Below are 22,735 nucleotides of genomic sequence, written 5' to 3' on the forward strand. Positions count from 1 at the left end.
GGTCTAGAGAAGCGGCATGGCAGCCGGCGAGCCCTTCTGGCGGACGAAAACGCTTGGCGAGATGACGCGCGCCGAGTGGGAAAGCCTGTGCGACGGCTGCGGCCGCTGCTGCCTGCACAAGCTGCGCGACGAGGAGACGGGCGAGCTCGGCTGGACCAACGTCGCATGCCGCTTGCTCGATGGCGCGACCGCGCGCTGCTCGGACTACGCGAACCGCCGCGCGCGCGTGCCGGACTGCGTGAAGCTCACGCCCAAGAAACTCGCCGGGATCGACTGGCTGCCGCCCACCTGCGCCTATCGCCTGCTGGCCGAGGGGCAGGACCTGCCCTGGTGGCACCCGCTGGTCTCCGGCACGCCGGCGACGGTGGTGGAGGCCGGAGTCAGCGTGGCCGGCAAGACGATCCGCGAACGCGAGGCCGGCGCGCTGGAAGACCATCTGGTCGCCTGGCCCGGGCGCACGCCACGCGCCGCGCGGCCCCGCACCACGAAACCCGAAGGAAGGACCCCGACGCCATGAAGGATGCGCTGTTCGGCGGCGTGAATGCCGCCGCGCTCACGGCGATGAAGCCCGATCTCTCGCCGGACCTCGACCGCTACGCCGACCATTGCAAGTGGCTGCTGGCGAATGGCTGCAACGGCCTCGGCATCCTCGGCACGACGGGCGAGGCGAACAGCTTCGGCTTCGACGAGCGCAAGCAGATCCTGGAGGGCATCCTGGCGCGCGGCGTGCCCGTGGCGAAGCTGATGCCCGGCACCGGCTGCGCCAGCCTGACCGACACGGTGGAGCTGACGAAGCACGCCAAGGCGCTGGGCTGCCGCGGCGCGCTGCTGCTGCCGCCCTTCTACTACAAGGGACCGAGCGACGACGGCCTGTTCGCCTATTTCTCCGAGGTGGTGAACCGCGTCGGCGGCGGCATCGCGCTCTATCTCTATCACTTCCCGCAGCAATCCGCGGTGCCGTTCAGCCTGGCGCTGATCGAGCGGCTGCTGAAGGCCTTCCCCGGCGCGATCAAGGGCGTGAAGGACAGCTCGGGCGACTACGCGAATTCCAAGGCGATGGTGGATGCCTTCGCCAAGGACGGGTTCGAGGTGTACGCGGGCGCGGACAACCTGCTGCAGCAATTGCTGGGCGACGGCGCGGCGGGCTGCATCACGGCCGCCGGCAACGTCAATGCGCGCTTCGGCCAGATCGTCTACCAGAAGCGCACGGGACCGGAGGCCGATGCGGCGCAGGCCGTGCTGAACGCCAGCCGCAAGGCCGCGACCGCGGTCGCGCTGATCCCCGGCCTGCGCGAGATCATCGCGCGCAGCACCGGCCATGACGGCTGGCGCACCATCCGCCCGCCGCATCTGCCGCTGACGGCCGCCGAAGGCCAGAAGGCGTGGGACGCGATGCAGGCGGCCGGCGTGCTGCCGCTGCCTGGCCTCGGCATGAAGGCCGCGGCAGAGTGAGCGAGCCCCTGCGCTGCCGGGCGCCCGCCATCGCAACGGTGCAGGTGGACGACGACAAGGTCCGCGTCACGCGCTGGGATTTCGCGCCCGGCGCGGAGACCGGCTGGCACCGCCACGGCATGGCCTATGTCGTCGTGCCGGTGACGGACGGCACGCTGCACCTGGAGTTGCCTGGCGGCGCCACGCAGAGCGCGGCGCTGAAGGCCGGCGTCTCCTACGCACGCCCCTTCGGCGTGGAGCACAACGTGGTGAATGGCGGCAGCGCGCCGCTCAGCTTCGTCGAGATCGAGATGAAGGCCTTCAGCGGCTGACGGAACGCGGCTTCGGCGCCAGCGTCACCAGCGCCAGGCCGGCGAAGATCAGCAGCGCCGCCGGGATCGTCAGCGGTCCCGGCACCTCGGCGAACAGCAGGAAGCCCCAGCCCAGCCCCGCCAGCGTGATGACATAGGCGGTCTGGCTGGTGAACACGCCGCCCGCATGCACCAGCAGGTGGAAGTAGAGCAGGTAGGCGAGGCCGGTCAGCACGCCCTGCATCAGCAGCAGCGCCGCCAGCCCGGGCGTCGGCGGCAGGCCGAGATGGCCGAGCGGCCAGGCCAGCAGCGCCGCACCCATCGCCGCGCAGACCACCGTGCCGCCCGCCTGCGCCAAGGGCGGCGTGCCGCGCGTCGCGAGCTTCACCGAAAGCAGGTTGGCGACGGCGTAGCAGACCGGGGTCAGCAGCATCACTGCCGCCCAGGGCAGCATCGACGCGTCGGGCAGCGCGGCGCCCGGCGCCATCGCCAGCGCGACGCCGCACAGCCCGACCAGCGCGCCGAGCCAGCGCCACGCGCCCGCGCGCTCCACGCCGGCCAGCGCGAAGAGCACCACCGTCAGCAGGCCCGACAGCGGCACCATCAGTGCAAAAAGCCCCGCCGGCGCGCGCTGCAGCCCGGTGAAGGCGAAGAGATGCGCAAGGGCGAGCCCCACCACGCCGCCACCGGCATATTGCAGCAGATGCGCGCGGTCGACGGGCGGCACCTGCCCGCGCGCGAGCCCGACGAGGATCAGCACGCAGGCTGCGACCGCCGCGCTGATCGCGGCGACACCGAGCGGCCTCATGCCCGCCTGCATGAGCAGCTTCGCCAGCGCCGGCGTCAGCGCCCAGATCGCGCCGACGGTCAGCATCGCGAAGACATGAAGCAGCAGCCGGGGCATCGCCGCACTCGCGGCGAGCGCCGCCGCGCTGTCAAGCCGTTGCGGAGCGTGGCCGCTCCGCGGCATCCTGCGGCCATGCCGCTTCCCGAGTCGGAGATCGTCACCCTGCCACCGGCGCGCGGCGCATTCGCGCCTGCGTCGGAGATCCCGGTCCGGTGGCGGCCCTCGACGCGCGCGCGCCGCGTCTCGATGCGCATCTGCCCGCGCGAAGGCGCCGTGGTCGTCACGCTGCCGCCGCGCAGCGGTCGCCGCGCCGGCCTTGCGCTGATCCGCGAGCACGAGGCGTGGGTGCTGGACCGGCTCGCGGCGCTGACGCCGATGATCGAGTTCGCGCCGGGCGCCGCCTTCCTGCTCGGCGGCGAGCCGCATGTGATCCGCCACGAACCGCGGGCGCGCGGCGGCGCCTTCCTCGATGGGCAGCACCTCGTCGTCGCCGGCGCGCGGGAGTTCCTGCGGCGCCGCGCCACGGACTTCCTGCGCGCGGAAGCGAAGCGGCGCATCACGGTGCTGGCCGCGCCGCATGCCGGAATGCTGGGCGTCAAGCCGCGGACGATCCGCGTGAAGGACACGCGCAGCCGCTGGGGGAGCTGCGCGCCGGACGGAACGCTCGCCTTCTCCTGGCGGCTGGTCATGGCGCCGGAATGGGTGACGGACTACGTCGTCGCGCATGAGATCGCGCATCTGCGTGAGCTGAACCACTCCGCGCGCTTCTGGGCGCTGGTCGCGCAGCTCACGCCGCACCGCGACGCGGCCGTGGAGTGGCTGCGGCTGGAAGGGCCGGCGCTCTTGCGCGTGGGATAGCGCGCAACCACCTGCCCCCACCATGCCCGATCGTCGCGCCACCGTAGCGGACACATCCTCGCGCGCGCTGCGCCACGTCGTGCGCGGCTTCCTGGCGGTGTCGCTTGCCTGCGTGGCGGGATTTGCCTGGCTGAGCGCGGCCACCGGCGACTGGGTCTGGTTCGCGCGCTCCGGCGCCGTCCTGACGGCGCTCGGCCTCGTTCTCGCCAGCCGGAAGATCCTGATCGCGCGCGCCGACCTCTTGGCGCTGCTGGCGGACATGGAGCGCGCCGACGGCACCGAGCGCACTGCCCGGCTCGAAAGCTTCAAGCGCCTCCAGCGCGACCTCGACCGCCAGGTGATGGAGAAGGCGGGGTTCGGGCTGCTGGTCGTGGGCACGCTGATCTGGGGCTTCGGCGACCTGATCGGGCGGCTCTAGCCCAGGCACCACCGGCTGCCAGCGGGTGATGCTCCACCGCCACCCGCCGCAGCCTTTCGTCCAGCACCTTCCTGTCGATCTGCGTCGTCGCGATGTCGGCATGGCCGAGCAGGCTCCGCAGGCTGCGACGATCCGCGCCGTCTGCCTGGCCGCAGTTGATCGATTCGGGCCGCTGTCGCGAGAGCGTTGGCACGGCATCACCGCGCATCGGCGACATTCCAATAATTGGAGGAAAGTTTCTATTTCGTGACAAGTACAGCAAAATGTGATGGCTTGAAGCGTCAGGCTCCGACTAGGGTCAGTTCGCTCGTCTCGTATCGTAATTGAACAGCGAAAGCCCGTCGTTGCCACCATGAGCGACTTCCCATCGCACAGGGTCGAGCCGGCTGCTGCCCGCGATCTTCTTGCGATTCCGCAGTGGACAGGTCGCGAGGCAGTGTGTGTCGCCACGCTGCTCGGCGTTGCGGCCCTGTTGCGCGCTTTCGCGGTGCTGCTGATCCCCTCGCCCCTGGAAAGCGACTATCTCGGCTACTGGGCCATCGCCAACAACCTCGCAGACGGACGCGGCCTCGCGAACCTTGCCGGGGAACCCACTGCGTTCCTGAGCCTCGGCTACCCGATCCTGCTCGGCGCCGTCCTGTCCTTCACGGGCCCGGAGATCGCCGCGGCCAAGGCGCTGAACCTGCTGCTCGGCCTCGGCGCCATCCTGCTCCTGCATCTGGCCGCGCGCGCGCTGTTCCGCTCCATCGCCGCGGCGCTCTGCGCGACCGCGCTCTTCGCGGTGTATCTCGAGCCCGTGGTCTACACCGCCTATGTCGCCAAAGAGAATCTCATGATCCCGCTCATCCTGGTGCTCGTGGCGCTGGCGTCGCATGCAGGCGGGCGCGGCGCGGCAGTGCCAGCCTGGAACCCGCTGCTTTTCGGCGTGGCGGCGGGATGGCTCGCGATGACCGGCAATGCGGCCCTCGCCCTGCTGCCAGGTCTCGTTCTCGTCATCCTGTTCGCGACGGGCTCCGCCCGGGCGACGGCGGGCTACCTTTGCGTCGCAGCGCTGGTCGCGGCGCTGACCACGGCGCCCCTGATGTGGCGGAACCTGAACACCTTCGGCGGCTACGCACTGAACAACAACGGCGGCTTCAACCTCTACATCGGCAACAATCCGGCCGCGACGCCCTACTTCCAGAGCATCGCCGAGACGCCCATGGGCGCTGGCTGGCATGCGTTGCGCATGCGCGAGGGCGAACGCGGCGCGGATCGCCGACTGGGGGCGATGGCCCTTCGCCACATTCTGGACAATCCCGGGGCGACGACCGCGCTTGCGGTGCGCAAGGCGATCGCGTTCTGGGAGCCGCCGACGCACACCGGGCGCAACCAGACCTCGCGCGCCGAGCAGTTGGTGCGGCTGGCGTGGCTCGCGCAGTACGTCGCGCTCTGCGCGCTTGCCGTGGCGAGCCTTGCGCAATGGCGCCGGCAGGGCCGCGCGCTTGCGGCACTGATGGTGATGCTGGCCGGCTACACGGCGGTCCACATGCTGTTCTACGTCGTGTATCGATACCGCCTGCCGATCATGCCGCTGGTCTGCCTGCTGGGTGGCGTCGGTCTTCTGGCCATGCAGGCACAGCTGAGGGCGGGTCGCGGCCTCGCTCCCGTTCGACGATCGCGCTTTACGGCAGCAGGAGCGGGCGGTGGGCCGGATGGACCTGGCGCGGCCTTCTGAGACGGCAGCCTCGGCGGTCGCGCCGGTCGGGCTGCCGCTCTGCGTGGATCTGGACGGGACGCTGCTGCGCAGCGACGCGCTCATCGATGCGGTCCTGGCGCTCGGCGCCACCAGCGATCTCCTCGATGCCTTGCGCGTCCTGCCGGAAGGGCGGGCTGCCTTCAAGGCGCGCGTCGCTGCACTCGCCGCGCTCGACCCGGCGATCCTGCCTTACAACAAGGCCCTGGTCGCCTGGCTGCGCGCAGAGCGCCGGGCGGGCAGGCGCATCGTGCTCGCCACGGCGGCCGATGCGCGCGTTGCGCATGCGATCGCCGCGCATCTCGACCTGTTCGACGAGGTGCTGGCCTCGGATGGCGTGCGGAACAACAAGGGCGCAGCCAAGGCCGACAGCCTGGTTCGCCGCTTCGGCCTGCATGGCTTCGCCTATGCCGGCGACAGCGCGGCCGACCTCGCGGTGTGGCGCGTGGCAGGGGCTGCCGTGCTGGTGAACGCGTCGCCGCGCGTCGCACAAGCCGCTGCCCGCCTCGCGCCGGTTGAGCGGCGCTTCGACCGGGACGAGGGCGCGGCCCGCGCCGCGCTGCGCGCGATGCGCCCGCATCAATGGGTGAAGAACCTGCTGGTCTTCGTTCCCGTGCTGGCGGCGGAAGCCGCGCATGACGGCAATTCCTGGCTGATCGCCGCGACGATGTTCGCCGCCTTCTGCTGCACCGCCTCCGCGATCTACCTGCTCAACGACCTTGCCGACCTGCATGCCGATCGAAGGCACCCGCGCAAGCGCCATCGGCCGATTGCCAGCGGCGCGCTCAGCCCAAGCCAGGCGCTCGCCTTCGCCGCGCTGCTGCTTGGCGCCGGCCTCTGGCTGGCCGGTGCGGCGGACGGCGTCCTGATCGTGCTTGCCTATGGGCTGCTCTCACTGGGCTACACGCTGCGGCTCAAGGAGATGCCGCTGGTGGACGTGTTCATGCTCGCCGGCCTGTACGCGATCCGGCTCTACGGCGGCGGCGTCGCCACCGATCACGGCTTGTCCTTGTGGCTGCTGGGCTTCGCCAGCTTCCTCTTCCTCGGGCTCGCGATCCTCAAGCGGGTTGCGGAACTCGGCGATGCGCGCATCTCCGGCCGCACCCTCGCGCGGCGCGGCTACGGGGTCGCCGATCTCGCGATGCTGCAGATCTTCGGCGTCGTCGCCTCCTTCGCGGCCTGCGTCGTGCTGGCGCTCTTCGTGCAGGAGAAGTCGCAGGCCGGCATCTATGCCCGGCCCGAGGCGCTATGGGGGAGCGTGCCGCTGATCCTGTTCTGGCAATGCCGGCTCTGGCTCTCCACCGCCCGCGGCTACATGCATGACGATCCCATCGTCTATGCCTCGCGCGACTGGGTGTCCTGGTGCATCTTCGCCGGGCTGCTGATGCTGGCGCTCGTCGCTTCGGACGCCGCCGGCATGTTCTCGCCCCCGGGGAGCTAGAGCTTTTTCAAGCCAAGCGGAATCGCTTGGCGACTCGGAAAAAGCGTTCACGCAAAGCGCTGGAGCCGTTTCACCGCATCCGCATGCGGTGAAATGGCTCTAGCCCGTGCTGAGCGGGTGATGCTCCTCCACCACCCGCCGCAGCCTTTCGTCCAGCACCTTCGTGTAGATCTGCGTCGTCGCGATGTCCGCATGGCCGAGCAGGATCTGCAGGCTGCGAAGATCCGCGCCGCGGCCGAGCAGATGCGTGGCGAAGCTGTGCCGCAGCACATGCGGGCTGACATGCGCGGGATCGAGCCCGGCGGCCAGCGCGGCATCCTTCAGCACCGCGCCCACCGCCTGGCGCGTGATGTGCCCCTCCGCCGCGCGGGAGGGGAACAGCCAGCGCGAGGGCTTGCTCGGCTCGCCGCGCGCCTCCTGCGCCGCTTCCCGCGCCCGGCGCGAGATCGGCACCAGCCGCTCCTTGCTCCCCTTCCCCAGCACCGCGATCATCGGCGCATCGGCGCGCAGCGCGCCGGCATGCAGCGCGACCAGTTCGCTGACGCGCAGGCCTGAGGAATAGAGCAGCTCCACCAGCGCAACCGCGAGCGGCCCGCGCTTCCCCGGCAGCCGCGCCGCGCCGGCGATCAGTGCCGCCACCTCCGCCTCGCTCAGCGCCTTGGGCAGGCCCGCCGGCAGCTTCGGGCTTTCCGAAAGCTCGGTCGGATCGTCGGCGCGCACGCCCTCGCGCACCAGGAAGCGGAAGAACTGCCGGAGGGCGGAAAGCCGTCGCGCCGCGGTGCGTGCCGAGAGCCCGGCATCGGAGAGCGCGCGCAGATAGGATTGCACCAGCACGGCCGGTGCCTCGGCCGGCGGGATACCGCGGATTCGCGCATGCGCGCCGAAATCGTCGAGATCGGCACGATAGGCACCGAGCGTGTTGCGCGCCGCGCCCCGCTCGGCGGCGAGCATCTCGAGGAAGGCCTCGACGTGGCGGTCCATGCGGACGCGGCTCTAGTTCCGCGGCGCGAATCGCTCGGCCGGGATCGCCCGCTCGGTCGGCTGAGGGGTGACCGAGGGCGGGAAGGCGCCGATTGCCAGCAGCCCGAGCAGCAGCACGCCAAGCACGATGGCGATCAGCAGCAGCAGGGGGTTGCGGAACATCGGCGGGGCGGATCCTCGTCGGCTAGGGGCTGTGCTAGCCTTGGGGGCCGTGTCACGCAACACCGCCCTCGCGGCCTCCGAGGAGATGCCGCCCGAGCCGACCGAGACCGCGCAGGACGCGGCGGCGCTCGCGCAGCGCGCGATCGTGCTCGTCGGCATGCCCGGCGCCGGGAAATCCTCGATCGGGCGCCGCCTGGCCGCCCGGCTCGGCCTGCCCTTCGTGGATGCCGATGCCGAGATCGAGGCTGCGGCCGGGCTGCCGATCACGGAGATCTTCGCCCGCTACGGGGAGCCGCATTTCCGCGACGGAGAGCGCCGGGTAATCGCGCGGCTGCTGGCCGGCCGGCCGCTGGTGCTGGCCACCGGCGGCGGCGCCTTCGCCGATGCCCGCACCCGCGCCGCGGTGCGCCAGTCCGGCGCGCTGTCGGTGTGGCTGCGCTGCTCGCTGCCGACGCTGCTGCGCCGCGTGGCGGGGCGAGAGCACCGCCCCATGTTCCTCAACGCCGATCCGCGCGACGTGCTGCAGCGCCTGCTCGCCGCCCGGCATCCGCTCTTCGCCGAGGCCGACATCATCGTGGACTGCACCGACGAACCGCCCGAGGTCACCACCCGCCGCGTGATCGAGGGCATCGCGGGCCATCGCGCACCGCAGCGCCTGCCGGTGGGCCTCGGGGCGCGCGGCTACGACATCCTGGTGGGGGATGGCCTGCTGGCGCGCGCCGGCGCGCTGCTCGCGCCCGTCCTGCCGGCCCGCCGCGTGGCCATCGTCAGCGATTCCGAGGTCGCGCCGCTGCACCTGCCCGCGCTGCGGGAAGGCCTGCGCGAAGCCGGCTTCGCCATCCTCACCGAACACCTGGTGCCGCCCGGCGAGCCGACGAAATGCTTCGCCGCGACCCAAGGCGCGTTGGAGGACATCCTGGGCGCCGGCGCGGACCGCCGCACGGCCGTGGTGGCGCTCGGCGGCGGCGTGGTGGGGGACCTGGCGGGCTTCGTCGCCGCCATCGCCCTGCGCGGCCTGCCCTTCGTGCAGGTGCCGACGACGCTGCTGGCGCAGGTGGACAGTTCCGTCGGCGGCAAGACCGGCATCAACCTCTCGCTCGGCAAGAACCTGGTCGGCGCCTTCCACCAGCCGCGGATCGTGCTGGCGGACATGGCGACGCTGGCCACGCTCCCGCCGCGCGAATTGCGCGCGGGCTGGGCGGAGGTGGCCAAGCACGGGCTGATCTCCGGCGATGCCTTCTGGGAGTGGTGCGAGCAGGCCGGCCCCCGCGCGGTGCAGGGCGACCCGGCCGCGCTGGCGCATGCCGTGCTGGAATCCTGCCGGCTGAAATCGGCTGTCGTGGCGGCGGATGAGCGGGAGGAGAGCGAGGAAGGCGGCCGCGCCCTGCTCAATCTTGGCCACACCTTCGGCCACGCGCTGGAGGCCGAGACCGGCTATGGCGGCGGCCTGCTGCATGGGGAGGGCGTGGCGGTGGGGCTCGGCCTCGCGGCTTCGCTCTCGGCGCGGCTCGGCCATTGTGCGCAGGAACTGCCGGGCCGCGTGATCGCGCATCTGCAATCGGTCGGGCTGCCCGCGCGCATCGGCGACCTCGACCGTGCCTTCTCGGCGGAGCGGCTGATCGCGCGCATGCGCAAGGACAAGAAGGCGCGCGACGGCGCGATGCGCTTCGTGCTGCTGAAGGGCCCGGGCGCCTGCTTCACCGCAGGCGACGTGCCGCCCGAGCAGGTGGAGCGCCTGCTGCGCGACGAGGGCTGCGGGGCCTAGCTGATTGATTCGCGGATGCGGCATCGCCGCCGCGGTCAGTCATCCGCTCATGCGAAGGCCGGATCAGGCCGCCTTCAGCCTGACCACCATCCGGTCCATCGCCTCCTGCAGCGCCCCGCCCTGCTGCGCCACCGCCTCGGCGGCCTCGCGCAGCGCGCCGAGGGCGCCGGCGCCGGTCTCGGCGGCGGCGTTGACCTCGACGATCGCGCCGGTGACCGCGGTCGTGCCGTTCGCCGCCTCCGCCACGCTGCGGGCGATCTCACGCGTGGCCGCGCCCTGCTGCTCGACCGCCGCGGCGATGGCGGTCGCCACATGATCCACCGCCTCGACCTGCGCGGCGACGCCGCGGATCGCCTCCACTGCTTCCGCCGTCGCGGACTGGATGGCGCCGATCTGCCGGCCGATCTCCTCGGTCGCCTTGCCGGTCTGCGCGGCAAGCGCCTTCACCTCGCCGGCGACCACGGCGAAGCCCTTGCCCGCCTCGCCCGCCCGCGCCGCCTCGATGGTGGCGTTCAGCGCCAGCAGGTTGGTCTGGCCGGCGATCTCGTTGATCAGTTGCACCACCGCGCCGATCTGGCCGGCGGCCTCGGTCAGGCCCTTCACCGTCGCGTCGCTGCGGCGGCTGTCGGACACCGCGCGGCGCGTCGCGGACGCGGCCTCGGCGACCTGGCGGGTGATCTCGGCGATGGCGACGCTGAGCTGCTCGGAGGCCGCGGCGACGGCACCGACATTCTGGCTCGCCACGCTCGCGCCCTCGGCGGCGGCGCCGGCCTGGTCGGCGGTGCGGCGCACCGTGCCGTCCAGCGCGCCCGCGCTGGTGCGCAGCGCCTGCGCGGAGCCGGAAAGCCCTCGCACCACGGCGCCGAGCGCGGTCTCCAGCTCCTGCGCGGCTGACTGCGCCGCCTGGCGGCGTGCGGCCTCGGCTTCGGCGCGGGCGGCCTCGGCCTCGGCGGCAAGGCGGGCATTCTCGGCCAGCTTGTCGCGGAAGCTGGACGCCGCGGCGGCGATGGCGCCGACCTCGTCCTTGCCGGCCGGCGGCAGGACGACGTCCAGCCGCCCCTGCGCCATGGCGCCGAAGGCCGCGGTCAGCCGGCGCAGCGGCTGCACCACCTGCCGCCGGGTCAGCAGCAGCACCGCACCGGTGATGGCCAGCACGGCGATCAGCACCACGGCGATCAGCGTTACTGCCACGCGCCGCGCCTCTGCCGCCGCCGCATCCCGCTGACGGGTCACCGCGCCGTTCAGCGCCACGCCGATCGCGTCCAGCGCGTCGGAGAAGGCGGTGCGGTTGGCGCGGTTCGCATCGTTGTTGCCGAGCCGGTTGGCCGCCTCCCGCCCCTCCTCGACGCCGATGCGGGCGAGTTCCGTGCGGAGCGCGACGAACTCGGCCAGCGCGGTGCCGAGCCGCGCCATGCGCTCCGCCTCCTCGGCCGGCAGGCGCCCGCGCAGCTCCTTCCAGGCGTGGTCGATGTCATCCAGGTGGCGGCGCAGGCCGCTGGCGAAGCGCTCGGCCTGGTTGCGGCTGGAGGCAAGGTAGAGCCCGCGGCTCTCCATCACCACGGCATAGATGCCGACGCGCACGCGCTGGACCAGCGATTCAGCCTCGGCGAGGCGGATCACCTGGGCCTGCCGCTCCGCCTCATGGCGCATCGCGACGAAATTGGCGAAGCCCGCCGCGAGCGCGACGACGCCGAGCAGCATCAGGGCTGCGGCGAGGCGTAGTCCGATCGAGGCGTGCCAGCGGCGCATGGGCGAAATCTCCCGCGGTTCTGCGCCGCGGACCATGCAGGCTTGGACTTAACGAAGACCTTATGGAGCCCGCGGGCAGGGCCTCGCCTGCCCGCGCGGCACCCGGTGTTCAGCGCCCCGGGGCTCAGCCGACGATCTCGGAGCCCGCGAAGAAATACGCGATCTCGATGGCGGCATTCTCCGGGCTGTCGGAGCCGTGCACCGAATTGGCCTCGATGCTCTCGGCGAACAGCTTGCGGATGGTGCCCTCCGCGGCATTGGCCGGGTTGGTGGCGCCCATCAGCTCGCGGTTCTTCGCCACCGCGTTCTCGCCTTCCAGCACCTGCACCACGACGGGGCCGGAGGTCATGAAGCTCACCAGGTCCTTGAAGAAGGGCCGCTCGCGATGCACGCCGTAGAAGGTCTCGGCCTGCCCCTGCGTCATGTGGATGCGCTTCTGGGCGACGATGCGCAGGCCGTTCGCCTCGAACACGGCGTTGACCTTGCCAGTCAGGTTGCGCCGCGTGGCGTCGGGCTTGATGATGGAGAAGGTGCGCTCGATGGCCATGGGGCGTTCCTTGTTGCGTCTGCGAAGGCGCGCGCCGGATAGGCTGTGCCGGGCGGCGGCGCAAGTCCCGCCCGATGCCCTCCCCCGCCGCGCCGCCAGGGGTTAAAGGGGGCGCATGACGGTCCTCGCCATCCGCAACCTGACGCTGCGCGTCGGCGGCCGCGCGCTGCTGGAAGGCGCGGACATGACGCTCGACACCGGGCGCCGCCTCGGCCTGGTCGGCAAGAACGGCGCCGGCAAGTCGACGCTGCTCAAGGCGATCATCGGCGAGATCCAGCCCGATGGCGGCGAGATCCGGCTCGCCGCGCGCGCCCGCCTCGGCCATGTCGCGCAGGACGCGCCGGGCGGCGCGGGCAGCCTGCTCGATGCCGTCCTGGCCGCCGACACGGAACGCGCCGACCTGCTGGCCGAGCTCGAAGCCGAGCCGGACGGCCATCGCGCGGCCGAGATCCATGAACGCCTGATCGCCATCCGCGCCGATGCCGCGCCCGCGCGCGCCGCCACCATCCTGGCCGGCCTCGGCTTCGACGCGGCGGCGCAGGCGCGGCCGCTGGCCTCCTTCTCCGGCGGCTGGCGGATGCGCGTGGCGCTGGCCCGCGCGCTGTTCCTGGAGCCCGACCTGCTGCTGCTGGACGAGCCGACCAACCATCTCGACCTGGAAGCGACGATGTGGCTGGAGGGCTGGCTGACGCGCTTCCCCGGCGCGGCCATCGTGGTCAGCCACGACCGCGGGCTGCTGGATCGCTGCGTGGACATCATCGCGCATCTGGATCGGGCGAAGATCACCACCTACCAGGGCAATTTCGAGAACTTCGTCCGGCAGAAGACCGAACGCGCCGCGCAGCAGGCCGCGGAGGCCGGCAAGATCGCGGCGCAGCGCGCACATATGCAGGCCTTCGTGGACCGCTTCCGCTACAAGGCCAGCAAGGCGCGGCAGGCGCAGTCGCGGCTGAAGGCGCTGGCGAAGCTGCCGCCGCTGGAGGCGGTGATCGAGGATGCACCGACGCGCTTCGCCTTCCCCGAGCCCGAGGAACTGTCGCCCCCCATCGTCGCGATCGAGCGCGCGGATGTCGGCTACGGCGGTCCGCCGGTGCTGCGCAACCTGGAGTTGCGCCTGGACCAGGATGACCGGATCGCGCTGCTCGGCGCCAATGGCAACGGCAAATCCACGCTGGCGAAGCTGCTCGCCGGGCGGCTGCCGGCGATGCGGGGCGAGATCCGCCGCGCGCCGAAGCTGCGCGTCGGCTTCTTCGCCCAGCACCAGTCCGAGGAGCTGGACCTCGCCGGCACGCCGCTGTCGCACATCCGCGCCGCGCTGCCGCGCGCGACCGAGACGCAATGCCGCGCCCATCTCGCGCGCTTCGGGCTGCAGGGGGAGAAGGCGGAGACGACGCTCGACAAATGCTCGGGCGGGGAGAAGGCGCGGCTGCTGCTGGCGCTCTGCACGCGCGACGCGCCGCATCTGCTGATCCTGGACGAGCCGACCAACCACCTCGACATCGACGCGCGGGAAGCGCTGGTGAAGGCGCTGGCGGATTTCGCCGGCGCGGTGCTGCTGATCACCCACGACCCGCATCTGGTGGAGCTGGTCGCGGACCGGCTGTGGCTGGTGGGCGACGGGACGGTGAAGTCGTTCGAGGGCGACCTCGACGACTACCGCGCGCTGCTGGCCGAGCGCGCCCGCGCCGGCGCGCGCGACGGCGGCGCGCCGGCCGGCGGCGCGAAGGCGGCGGAACGGCGCGACCGGGCGGAAAGCCGGGAAAAGCTCGCGCCGCTGCGCCAGCGTCTGAAGGAGATCGAGAAGCAGCTCGAGCGCCTGGGCCTGGAAGCGAAGCTGATCGAGAAGCGCCTTGCCGACCCCGAGACCTATGCGAAGCGCAAGGCGGAGGACATCGCCTGGGCGACCACGCGGCGCGCAGCGATCGCGAAAGAAAATTCCGTACTCGAGGAGGAATGGCTCGCGCTGTCCGAGCGCCTCGACACCGCGTGAGGATCACGAGCTTGCGAGAAGCCGACGCCGAGCTTCTGCGCAGGGCGCCACCCGCGTAACGCTTCCCCCCGAGGGGCCTGCCTGACGGCCCCCGGGAGGTGTCTTGGCCACGCATCGGGTGAGCACGGCGCTGCTCGGCCTCGTCGCGCTGTTCCTCGCCGTGATGGCGTGGATGCGCGTCTCCGCCCTGCAGGAAGAGCGCGCCATGGCCCTTGCGCGCGCCGAGAGCGACATGCGGAGCCTCGCCCGCGTGGCGGAGCAGTATGCCCAGCGCGTGTTCGACGGCTCCGAGATGATCGCTGAACAGGTTGCCGCGCGCGTGGCCGAGCGCGGCGGCGCGGCGACGCTGCGCGGCGACGTCGGCATGCATCACTGGCTGCTCGAATTGTCGCAGCGCTCGGCGGGCGACTACCTGCTGGTGGTGGATCGTCACGGCATGCCGATGGCGACCTCCTACGGCCATCCCGCGCCGGCGGTCGATCTCTCCGATCGCGGCTGGTTCCGCGCGCACCGGGACGGCGCCGAGACCCATGTCGGGGAGGCGCTGCACAGCCGCATCACCGACGAGATTCTCTTCACCTACAGCCGCATCCTGCGCACGCCCGACGGCATGTTCGACGGCGCGGTGCAGGTCGCCGCGCGGGCCGGCTTCTTCGAGGCGCCGGGGCTTGCCGAGGAATTCGGCCGGGGCCTCGCCATCGGCCTCTATGACAGTGCCGGACGCGTCCTGGCGCGCACCGGCCTCCGGGCGGACCAGCTCGCCACCACCCTGCAGGGAAGCGTGCTCGGCGCGGCGGTGGCAGGACCGGCACGGGAAGGCCTGCTGCGCGGCACCGTGCCGTTCGACGGCGCGGAGCGGATCATCGCCTTCCGGCGGCTGAACGACTGGCCCGTCGTGGTCAGCGCCTCCACCCCGGTCGCCGATGCGCTGGCGGCTTGGCGCCAGTCGGTGCGATGGTCCATCGGCGTGCTGGGCAGCCTCGGCCTCGGCCTGGTGCTGCTCTCGGCGCTGGCGATCCGCATGGCCAGCGCCGAGGCACGGGCGCGCGCCGAGCTCGCCACCGCCAATGCCGCGCTGCGGGAGGCCGCGGCCGGGCTGGAGGCGCGGGTGGACTCCCGCACGCGCGACCTCGCCGCCAGCGAGACGCGCTTCCGCGTGATCTTCGGCAGCGCCTTCCAGCTCATGGCGCTGCTCGACCGCGACGGCACGGTGCTGGAGATCAACGGCACCGCGCTCGGCTTCCTCGGCCTGCCGCGGGGCGCGGTGGTGGGCCGGCACATCTCCGCCCTGCCAGGCTGGCACGATGGGGCGACGCGCGACAGGCTGAAGGAGGCGCTGCGGGACGCGGCCGCCGGCAGCCCGGTCCGTGCCGAGATGACGGCGCGCAGCGGCGATGGCCGGATTGCGCCGATCGAGGTCTCGCTCCGCCCCGTCTCGGGTGCAGATGGCCGCGTCGCCTGGCTGGTGGCCGAGGCGCATGACCTGACGGAGCTGAAGGCCGCCGAGAATCGGCTGCACGAATCCCGCAAGATGGAGGCCCTCGGCCAGCTCACCGGCGGCGTCGCGCATGATTTCAACAACCTTCTGATGGTGGTGCTCGGCAACCTCGCTTTGTTGCGCAAGCGCCTGCCCGCGGAGCCGCAACTCCGGCGCCTGCTGGACGGCGCGCAGAAGGGCGCCGAGCGCGGCGCGACGCTCACGGCGCGCATGCTGGCCTTCGCGCGGCGGCAGGAGTTGCGGCCGCGGCCGGTGGAGCTCGCCGCGCTGGTCGGCGGCATGCTGCCGCTGCTGGAGCGCTCCGCCGGGCCGAAGGCACGGCTGGAGCTGGACCTGCCGGAGGGCCTGCCGCCGGCGCTGGCGGATGCCAACCAGCTCGAACTCGCGCTGATGAACCTTGTGGTGAATGCACGCGACGCGATGCCGGAGGGCGGCGCCATCGCGATCTCGGCCGAGCCGGTGGAGGCCCCCGCGGCGACGATGCCGGCGGGATTGCTGCCCGGCCGCTACCTGCGGCTGGTGGTGCGCGACGAGGGGGTGGGCATGGACGCGGCCACGCTCGGCCGCGCCACCGAGCCCTTCTTCACCACCAAGGGCGTGGGCGAAGGCTCGGGCCTCGGCCTGTCCATGGTGCATGGCCTGGCGCAGCAATCCGGCGGCGGTCTGCTGCTGGCCAGCCGGCGCGGCGGCGGCACCCGGGTGGAGATCTGGCTGCCCCGCGCCGAGGTGGCGGCGGAGCCGGCCCCGCCGCCGCCCAGGCCCGCCCCGCCGGCGCCGCCGCGCCGGGTGCTGGTGGTGGACGACGACCCGCTGGTCGCCGCGGGCACGGCGATGATGCTGGAGGATCTCGGCCACAGCACCGTCGTCGCCGCCTCGGCGGAGGAGGCGCTGCGGCGCCTGGCGCAGGATGCCGAGGTCGCGCTGGTGCTGACCGACCACCTCATGCCCGGCATGACCGGCCTCGAACTGGCGGAGCGGCTGCGCCGTGACAGGCCGAGACTGCCGGTCGCGCTGGCCACAGGCCAGGCCGAAGCGCCCGGCGAGGCGGTCGCCTGGCTGCCACGCCTGGCCAAGCCCTATCGGCAGGAGGAGCTGGATGCGCTGGTGCGCCGCCTCACCTGCGCCGCCGCTGCCTGACCGGCACGACATGACGCCGACACATTCCGCCCTTGCCTGAACAGGCCTTCATGATGTCCCATGGGGTGGGGAAGCCGAAGCGCGATCAATCACCAGGCTAGGACTGGTCCGTCGCGGACTTCCCCGTGGGAAGCGGGATGTCGGACGAGAACAGCACGCGCCGGCCGGTCCGGGTCCTTCACGTCCTGAAGTACTACCGGCCCGACTTCACCGGCGAAGGCGTCTTCCTGGAACGGTCGAGCGCCGTGATGCAGGAGCTTGCGCCCGACATCGAGCATGAGCTTCTGGTCACGCACACCGCGGCGCCGGCCGATCCGGCGGCCGGGGTTGCCTGCTCCACGCTCAGGCGGATCACCTATCTCTCGCGCGGCGGGTTCAACGGCATCGCGCTGCTGTGGTGGATGCTGACCAACCTGCGCCGCTTCCACACCGTGCATGTGCGGACCCATGCGGACTGGTATTTCGGCAGCTACCTCCTGGCGCGGCTGTTCGGCTGCCGCCTGGTGCTGTCGGCGACGCTGGACGACAGCCTGCCGGTGCTGGTCGCGCAGTACCGGCCGAGCCTCAGGCCGCTGGCGCGGCGCGGCTTCGGCCTGTTCCACGCCTATGTCGGCATCAGTCCGAAGCTGCACTCGGAGACGCGCGCGATGGCGCCGGCCGAACGGTGCCACCTGATTCCCTGCGGCATCACGACGCCGGCGCAGCCGGCGGCGACCCGCGCCCGGCTGCGCACGGAGATCGGCGCCGGCGCGCTGGACCCGGTGCTGCTCTTCGTCGGCGGGCTGGTGCCGCGCAAGGACCCGCTGCTGCTGATCGAGGCGCTGCCGCGGCTGCGCGCGGCGCATCCCCGGCTGCGTCTGGCGCTGGTCGGGCCGGAACTCGATCCCGGCTACGCCGCCGAACTGCGTGCGACCGCGGCGCGGCTCGGCGTGGCGGAGGCGGTGGTCTTCGCCGGGGAGCGGCTGGACCCGCATCCCTGGTTCGCCGCCGCCGACATCCTGGTTTTCGCCTCCCGCCTGGAGGGCTTCGGCACGGTGGTGCCGGAGGCGATGGCGCATGGGCTGCCGGTGGTGGCGCGCCGGCTGCCCGGGGTGAACGACGATTTCGTGCTGCAGGGCCGCACCGGCTTCCTGTTCGACGATGCCGAAGGCTTCGCTGCCGCCACGCTCGACCTCCTCGCCTCGGCGCCGCTGCGACGGCGCATCGGCGCCGCGGCGCGCGACCTCGCGCGCCGCCGCTTCGACATGCGCGCCATCGCGCGACGCTGGCTCGACGTGTACGGCCTCGGCGCGCATGCCGATGCCGCCCCCGCCGCTTCCCTGCCGGAGACGGGCATGGGCTGCACCGCCTCGGTCATCGACCGGCGGTTCCACCAGCCGGTGGCCCGCCCGCCCGGCGAGGTGCCGCTGCTGCTGACCACCGTGGACGCCGAGGAGAGCTTCGACTGGTCGCGGCCCTTCTCGCGCGATGCCGCGGATGTCCGGGCCATGGCCAGGCTGCACCTGGCGCACCGGGTGTTCGACCGGCACGGCGTGGTGCCGACTTACCTGGCGGACTACCCCGTTGTCGCGCAGGAGGAAGGCTGCGCGCCGCTGCGCGAATTGCTGCGGGACGGGCGCTGCGACATCGGCGCGCAGCTCCACCCCTGGGTGAACCCGCCCTTCCTCGAGGAGGTGACCGGCCACAACAGCTATGCCGGCAACCTGCCCGCCGCGCTGGAATACGAGAAGGCACGCCGCCTGACGGAGGCGATCCAGGACAGGCTTGGCGTGCAGCCCCGCATCTTCCGCGCCGGGCGTTATGGCGCCGGGCGGCGCACCGCGGACGTGCTGAAGCGGCTGGGCTACCTGGCCGACAGCAGCCTGCCCGTCTGCTGGCCGCCCGAAGGCACCGAATGGACGCGCGGCGACTGGCCGCATTGCGCCCGGCCGCACTGGCTGGACCGCGAGCGGCGGCTGATGGAGATCCCGGTCTCGGCGGCCCTGGTCGGGCGGCTCGCGACGCGCTACGGGACGCGACTCGCGCCGATCGCCTATGGCGGGTCGGGCCAGCGGGCGCTCGGCGCGGGGCTCGCCCGGCTGGGCCTGCTGGAGCGGATCCGGCTCAGCCCGGAAGGCATCACGACCGAGGAGGCGCGGCGGCTGGTGCGTCACATGCTCGCGCAGGGCCACGGGATCTTCGTCCTGACCTACCATTCCCCCTCGCTCGAACCCGGCAATACGCCGTATACGCGGCGCGAGGAGGATGTCGGCCGACTTCTCGAATGGCTCGACGATTTCTACACCTTCTTCCGCGAGGAGGTGGGGGGCCGGCCGGCCCGCTGGGAGGAGATCCGCTTCGGCCGCCCCATGGAACCCGCCCGAGCGGCGGCCGCCCCCGTGCCGGCCGTCTGAGCAGTCGCAGAGGACGATGCCCGAGAGCCCTGCCTACCCGATCCTTCCTGCCAGCGCGGCCGGCGCCGAGGGCGGCCGCCCGCTGCGCGTGCTGCATGTCTACCGGCGGTTCCATCCGGACTACACGGGCGACGGCATCTACTACACGCGGCTGATCCCGCATCTCGAAGCGCGCGGCATCGCGAACGAGGTGCTGGCCTATGAGACCGTGACGCCGGACGGCGTGGAGACCGGCGCGGTCGAGGGCATCCCCGTCCACTACCTGGCCAACCGCTATGGCGAGGCGTCGGAGATCGCGCTGTTGCGCTGGCTCGCCGCCCATCTCGACCGCTTCGACCTGGTGCATCTGCATGCCCATGTGAGCCGGTCATTCCTGGCCTATGCCTTCGCCCGGGCACGCGGCAGGCCGGTGCTGTTCTCCTGCACGCTGGACGACAGCCCGACCCAGCTGCTGGCCGAATACAAGCGGCGCAACCGGCCGCTGGTGCGGCTGCTGATGCGCAGCATCAGCACCTTCGTCGTGATCAGCCCGCACCTGCTGCGCCGGTCACTGGAGACGGTGCCGCCGTCCCGTCTCGCCTTCATCCCGCAGGGCGTGGCGCTCGACTTCGCGCCGGTCACGCCGGAGGACCGTGCCGGGGCGCGCGAGGCGCTCGGCCTGGCGGCCGAGGACATGGTGCTGCTCAATGTCGGCTCCGTCTCCCGCCGCAAGAACATCGCCTTCCTGGTGGAGGCGCTGGCGCGCATCCCCGATCCCGCGGTGAAGCTCGCCGTGGTCGGCCCGCTGCTGGAGGACGATTACGTCGCGGAGATCCGCGCCATCATGGCGCGCGAGGGGATCGAGGACCGGGTGATCCTGGCCGGCTTCCGCAACGACGCGGCGCGCTGGTTCACCGCGGCCGACGCCTTCGTCTTCGCCTCCACCGCCGAGGGCTTCCCGAACGTGTATCTCGAGGCGATGGCGCGCAGCGTGCCGATCGTCAGCACCTTCCTGCCGGGCCTGACCGACTTCATCATCGACCAGGGCCGCGCCGGCTTCATGGCCGCCGATGCCGATCAGTTCGTCGCCGCGATCCGCCACCTGCGCGCCGATCCCGGCCTGCGCGCCAGCATGGGCGAGGCGCATCGCGGCTTCGCCGAGCGCAACCTGGAGCTCGGCACGGTCGCCGCGCGCTACGCCGCGCTGTATCGCCGGGGCGAGGCCGGGCCGGTGCCGGCGCCGCTGCCCGACCTGCGCGTCAGCTTCACCCGGCGGCTGAGCGAAGGCCCGGCGGCGCTGGGGCTGGAGGAGTTCGACACGCCGCCGGACTGGCAGCCGCTGCTGCAGGTGGTGATCGATACCGAGGCGCATTTCGACTGGCACAAGGGCATCGCCACCGATTTCGGGGAGGTCTCCTCGATCACCGGGATGGAGGCGAGCTTCGACGTCTTCCGCAAGCACGGCGTGAAGCCGGCGCTGCTGATCGACCATCCCATCGCGACGCAGGAAGTGAGCCAGCGCATCATCGCCAAGCTCGCCGCGGAAGGCTGCGAGGTCGGCGTGCATCTGCATCCCTGGACCACGCCGCCGATCGTCGAGATCAAGGACGACTGGCATTCCTTCTCGGGCAATCTCGGCACCTGGCTAGAACGGGCGAAGCTGATCACCCTGACGGAGCGCGTCGCCGAACTGATCGGCGAACGCCCGAAGCTGTTCAAGGCGGGGCGCTACGGGCTCAGCCCCAACACCTTCGACACGATCGAGGATCTCGGCTTCGAGACCGACCTCAGCATCTGCCCCTGGTACGACTACAGCCATCTCGGCGGGCCGGATTTCTCGCGGTTCACGTCCCGCCCCGGCTGGTTCGGGCGCACGCGGCGCCTGCTGTCCCTGCCCACCACCGCAGCCCCGCTGGGCTGGCTCGGCCGCCGGCCCGATCCGGTGCTGCGGGCGATCCAGAGCCCGCTCGGGCGGCGGCTGCGCCTGGCCCGGGTGGCGCAGCGCGTCAACGCCTTCGTGCCGCGCCGCCTCTCGCCGGAAGGCTGCGAGCTGGCGGACATGCGGGCGGTCACCTGGCGGCTGCGGCAGGACAAGCTCGGCGTGTTCACCCTCAGCCTGCACAGCCCGACGCTGCAGGTGGGCAACACGCCCTATGTGCGCTCGGAAGCCGAGTTGCAGGCGCTGCTGCGGGACCTGGACGGGTTCCTGACCTTCTTCCGCGACGAGATCGGCGGCGCCTTCACCACCCCCTCCGCGCTGCACGCGCGCCTCGCCACGCTGCCGGCCGGGCGGCGCTGAAGGCGGCTCGGTCTGGCGCACGAAGGGATCGCCTTCGTGCCTCAGACGCCGGCGCGCGCCTCCGCGCGCTTGGCTTCGCCGCACGCGCGGCGGCGCCCATTCGGGCGCTCGGCCGCCTCACGGCGGCCGCAGGTCGGAACGTCGTGCCTCGCCATCAGCTGTAGAGGTGCGCCCGCGCCTCCTGCTTCACGCTGTCATCAGCCGCCATGTCGCGGCGGATGCGGCGGATCGCGACCCAGTCGAACCAGGTGTCCGGCCCCCGCCAGGCCAGGCGCATCGCGGCGCCGCGCTCGCGATAGAGATCGACGACATGCGCCGGCATCGCCGCGGGCCCGCCGGCGCGCAGCAGGTCGTAGAGCATCAGCGCCTGCTGCCGTCGCACCGCGTAGCGCATCTTGCGGTTCCGATAGGTGCGCCAGTCACGCGGCCGCCAGAGCGACAGCGGCACATAGCCGAAGCCCGCCCCCTCGGCCGAGGTCACGCGAAGGTCGTCGCGCGGGTTGCGCAGGTCGAGGTCGTATTTCACCAGCGCAGTGACCAGCCCGTCCTCGCCGAACATGCCGAAGGGCAGGCGCAGCCCGGCCTCCCGGAAGGCGGCGACGCAGCGCCCGCGCAGCGCATAGAGGTTGCCCGCCATCTCCCGCCCGCGCTGCAGCTTGGCGCGGAAGCCGTCGCGGCTGCGCCCGCTGACCGGCAGGCCGGCGCAGCCATTGGCATGCGGCTCGGCCGCGAAGGCGGCGAGGAAGGCGGCGATCGAACCCTTTGAGACGAGCATGTCGCCATCGGTGAAGACATGGATGTCGGCGTCGAGGGGGGCGACCTCATGCACGTAGTGGTTCCAGGCATTCGCCTTGTCGCCGCGCGCAAGCACGACCGGCACGACCTCGACATGGCGCGGCTGCCAGGCGCGCACCGCGGCCTCGGTGCCGTCGGTGCAGCCATTGATCAGCACATGGAGTCGCAGCCGCGCCTCGGTCCCGCAGGCGTCGAGGGCGTCGAGCGCGGCTGCGATATGCGACTCCTCGTTGTAGGCAAAGATGCAGATTGAAACGAAAACGGGAACATGACCGCCGGTTGGTGACTCCATGATGTCAATTCACCCTGGTAAACCGCGGATAAGTCGTGTAGCACGAAAACGTGAACATGAGGTCGTCTTTCCCGGTTCGTTGCATTGCCGTATGGCGCGCGGCCCCG

General features: G+C 72.1%; 18 protein-coding genes and 1 pseudogene. 12 read left to right on the forward strand and 7 right to left on the reverse strand.

Annotated elements, in window-relative coordinates; genetic code table 11:
- The first annotated feature begins 16 nt into the window (after nt 1–16).
- From E4T13_RS20910 to E4T13_RS20920, 3 genes are read left to right on the forward strand one after another with little or no spacing between them, the layout of a single operon-like run.
- Complete coding sequence (locus tag E4T13_RS20910) at nt 17–517, forward strand: YcgN family cysteine cluster protein (RefSeq protein WP_137180286.1); 501 nt, start codon at nt 17–19, stop codon at nt 515–517.
- The gene (locus tag E4T13_RS20915; RefSeq protein ID WP_137180287.1) at nt 514–1,452 is read left to right on the forward strand and encodes a dihydrodipicolinate synthase family protein; all 939 of its coding nucleotides are present in this window, start codon (nt 514–516) and stop codon (nt 1,450–1,452) included. Before E4T13_RS20910 ends, E4T13_RS20915 begins: the two co-directional genes overlap by 4 nt.
- Entirely contained in the window at nt 1,449–1,763 is a 315-nt protein-coding gene (locus E4T13_RS20920) for a cupin domain-containing protein (RefSeq protein WP_137180288.1), read from the forward strand. Before E4T13_RS20915 ends, E4T13_RS20920 begins: the two co-directional genes overlap by 4 nt.
- Here the strand turns inward: E4T13_RS20920 and E4T13_RS20925 are convergent.
- A complete protein-coding gene (locus E4T13_RS20925) occupies nt 1,753–2,646 on the reverse strand; it encodes a DMT family transporter (protein ID WP_170985119.1) in 894 nt (297 codons plus the stop codon). The two genes, E4T13_RS20920 and E4T13_RS20925, sit on opposite strands and share 11 nt — an antisense overlap.
- Nucleotides 2,647–2,721: 75 nt before the next feature.
- Between E4T13_RS20925 and E4T13_RS20930 the strand changes: the two genes are divergently transcribed.
- Entirely contained in the window at nt 2,722–3,447 is a 726-nt protein-coding gene (locus E4T13_RS20930) for a M48 family metallopeptidase (RefSeq protein ID WP_137180290.1), read from the forward strand.
- A 22-nt stretch (nt 3,448–3,469) separates the two neighbouring features.
- A complete protein-coding gene (locus tag E4T13_RS20935; protein ID WP_137180291.1) occupies nt 3,470–3,865 on the forward strand; it encodes a hypothetical protein in 396 nt (131 codons plus the stop codon).
- On the opposite strand, the pseudogene E4T13_RS30600 reads toward E4T13_RS20935, so the two are convergent.
- Nucleotides 3,753–4,010: pseudogene (locus tag E4T13_RS30600) on the reverse strand (hypothetical protein); the annotation flags it as partial. The gene E4T13_RS20935 and the pseudogene E4T13_RS30600 sit on opposite strands and share 113 nt — an antisense overlap.
- A gap of 291 nt (nt 4,011–4,301) precedes the next feature.
- Between E4T13_RS30600 and E4T13_RS20940 the strand changes: the two are divergent.
- The gene (locus E4T13_RS20940) at nt 4,302–5,582 is read left to right on the forward strand and encodes a hypothetical protein (protein WP_137180292.1); all 1,281 of its coding nucleotides are present in this window, start codon (nt 4,302–4,304) and stop codon (nt 5,580–5,582) included.
- Nucleotides 5,560–7,041, forward strand: coding sequence for a UbiA family prenyltransferase (locus E4T13_RS20945; protein WP_240791268.1), 1,482 nt, complete (start codon nt 5,560–5,562; stop codon nt 7,039–7,041). The genes E4T13_RS20940 and E4T13_RS20945 overlap by 23 nt, the downstream gene beginning before the upstream one ends.
- Before the next feature lie 99 nt (nt 7,042–7,140).
- Here E4T13_RS20945 and E4T13_RS20950 read toward each other — a convergent pair whose 3' ends face one another.
- Nucleotides 7,141–8,022 carry a site-specific tyrosine recombinase XerD gene (locus tag E4T13_RS20950; RefSeq protein WP_137180294.1) on the reverse strand — a complete coding sequence of 294 codons (882 nt, stop codon included), beginning with the start codon at nt 8,020–8,022 and terminating at the stop codon, nt 7,141–7,143.
- A 12-nt stretch (nt 8,023–8,034) separates the two neighbouring features.
- A complete protein-coding gene (locus E4T13_RS29985) occupies nt 8,035–8,184 on the reverse strand; it encodes a hypothetical protein (protein WP_170985120.1) in 150 nt (49 codons plus the stop codon).
- A 49-nt stretch (nt 8,185–8,233) separates the two neighbouring features.
- Here E4T13_RS29985 and aroB point away from each other — a divergent pair, with 49 nt between their 5' ends.
- Nucleotides 8,234–9,949, forward strand: a complete 1,716-nt coding sequence (gene aroB, locus E4T13_RS20955; protein WP_240791227.1) for a 3-dehydroquinate synthase — start codon at nt 8,234–8,236, stop codon at nt 9,947–9,949.
- A 63-nt stretch (nt 9,950–10,012) separates the two neighbouring features.
- Here the strand turns inward: aroB and E4T13_RS20960 are convergent, their stop codons facing one another.
- Together E4T13_RS20960 and ndk are read right to left on the reverse strand one after the other, a co-directional pair.
- The gene (locus tag E4T13_RS20960; protein ID WP_137180295.1) at nt 10,013–11,698 is read right to left on the reverse strand and encodes a methyl-accepting chemotaxis protein; all 1,686 of its coding nucleotides are present in this window, start codon (nt 11,696–11,698) and stop codon (nt 10,013–10,015) included.
- A gap of 124 nt (nt 11,699–11,822) precedes the next feature.
- On the reverse strand, nt 11,823–12,245 hold the full coding sequence (gene ndk, locus E4T13_RS20965) for a nucleoside-diphosphate kinase (protein ID WP_137180296.1): 423 nt from the start codon (nt 12,243–12,245) through the stop codon (nt 11,823–11,825).
- A 115-nt stretch (nt 12,246–12,360) separates the two neighbouring features.
- On the opposite strand from ndk, the gene E4T13_RS20970 reads away from it, so the two are divergent.
- From E4T13_RS20970 to E4T13_RS20985, 4 genes are all read left to right on the forward strand, one after another.
- Entirely contained in the window at nt 12,361–14,235 is a 1,875-nt protein-coding gene (locus E4T13_RS20970; protein WP_137180297.1) for an ABC-F family ATP-binding cassette domain-containing protein, read from the forward strand.
- A 103-nt stretch (nt 14,236–14,338) separates the two neighbouring features.
- Nucleotides 14,339–16,870: an ATP-binding protein gene (locus E4T13_RS20975; protein ID WP_137180298.1), complete on the forward strand. Its 2,532-nt coding sequence runs from the start codon at nt 14,339–14,341 to the stop codon at nt 16,868–16,870.
- A gap of 137 nt (nt 16,871–17,007) precedes the next feature.
- A complete protein-coding gene (locus E4T13_RS20980) occupies nt 17,008–19,263 on the forward strand; it encodes a glycosyltransferase (RefSeq protein WP_137180299.1) in 2,256 nt (751 codons plus the stop codon).
- A 16-nt stretch (nt 19,264–19,279) separates the two neighbouring features.
- Nucleotides 19,280–21,541: a glycosyltransferase gene (locus E4T13_RS20985; RefSeq protein WP_170985121.1), complete on the forward strand. Its 2,262-nt coding sequence runs from the start codon at nt 19,280–19,282 to the stop codon at nt 21,539–21,541.
- A 154-nt stretch (nt 21,542–21,695) separates the two neighbouring features.
- On the opposite strand, the gene E4T13_RS20990 is transcribed toward E4T13_RS20985, so the two are convergent.
- Nucleotides 21,696–22,628, reverse strand: a complete 933-nt coding sequence (locus E4T13_RS20990) for a glycosyltransferase (RefSeq protein ID WP_137180301.1) — start codon at nt 22,626–22,628, stop codon at nt 21,696–21,698.
- Nucleotides 22,629–22,735 lie beyond the last annotated feature (107 nt).

Source organism: Roseomonas sp. AR75, from assembly GCF_005222815.1.
In the GTDB taxonomy this organism is placed as follows: Bacteria; Pseudomonadota; Alphaproteobacteria; order Acetobacterales; family Acetobacteraceae; genus Falsiroseomonas.

Excerpts from the sequence above, each read along its gene's own strand:
- E4T13_RS20980 (WP_137180299.1), top strand. The coding sequence starts at position 17,008 with ATGTCGGACGAGAACAGCACGCGCCGGCCGGTCCGGGTCCTTCACGTC.
- E4T13_RS20985 (WP_170985121.1), top strand. The coding sequence starts at position 19,280 with ATGCCCGAGAGCCCTGCCTACCCGATCCTTCCTGCCAGCGCGGCCGGC.
- E4T13_RS20970 (WP_137180297.1), top strand. The coding sequence starts at position 12,361 with ATGACGGTCCTCGCCATCCGCAACCTGACGCTGCGCGTCGGCGGCCGC.
- E4T13_RS20915 (WP_137180287.1), top strand. The coding sequence starts at position 514 with ATGAAGGATGCGCTGTTCGGCGGCGTGAATGCCGCCGCGCTCACGGCG.
- E4T13_RS20990 (WP_137180301.1), bottom strand. The coding sequence starts at position 22,628 with ATGGAGTCACCAACCGGCGGTCATGTTCCCGTTTTCGTTTCAATCTGC.
- E4T13_RS29985 (WP_170985120.1), bottom strand. The coding sequence starts at position 8,184 with ATGTTCCGCAACCCCCTGCTGCTGCTGATCGCCATCGTGCTTGGCGTG.
- E4T13_RS20925 (WP_170985119.1), bottom strand. The coding sequence starts at position 2,646 with ATGCCCCGGCTGCTGCTTCATGTCTTCGCGATGCTGACCGTCGGCGCG.
- E4T13_RS20950 (WP_137180294.1), bottom strand. The coding sequence starts at position 8,022 with ATGGACCGCCACGTCGAGGCCTTCCTCGAGATGCTCGCCGCCGAGCGG.
- ndk (WP_137180296.1), bottom strand. The coding sequence starts at position 12,245 with ATGGCCATCGAGCGCACCTTCTCCATCATCAAGCCCGACGCCACGCGG.
- E4T13_RS20935 (WP_137180291.1), top strand. The coding sequence starts at position 3,470 with ATGCCCGATCGTCGCGCCACCGTAGCGGACACATCCTCGCGCGCGCTG.
- E4T13_RS20930 (WP_137180290.1), top strand. The coding sequence starts at position 2,722 with ATGCCGCTTCCCGAGTCGGAGATCGTCACCCTGCCACCGGCGCGCGGC.
- E4T13_RS20945 (WP_240791268.1), top strand. The coding sequence starts at position 5,560 with ATGGACCTGGCGCGGCCTTCTGAGACGGCAGCCTCGGCGGTCGCGCCG.
- E4T13_RS20960 (WP_137180295.1), bottom strand. The coding sequence starts at position 11,698 with ATGCGCCGCTGGCACGCCTCGATCGGACTACGCCTCGCCGCAGCCCTG.
- E4T13_RS20910 (WP_137180286.1), top strand. The coding sequence starts at position 17 with ATGGCAGCCGGCGAGCCCTTCTGGCGGACGAAAACGCTTGGCGAGATG.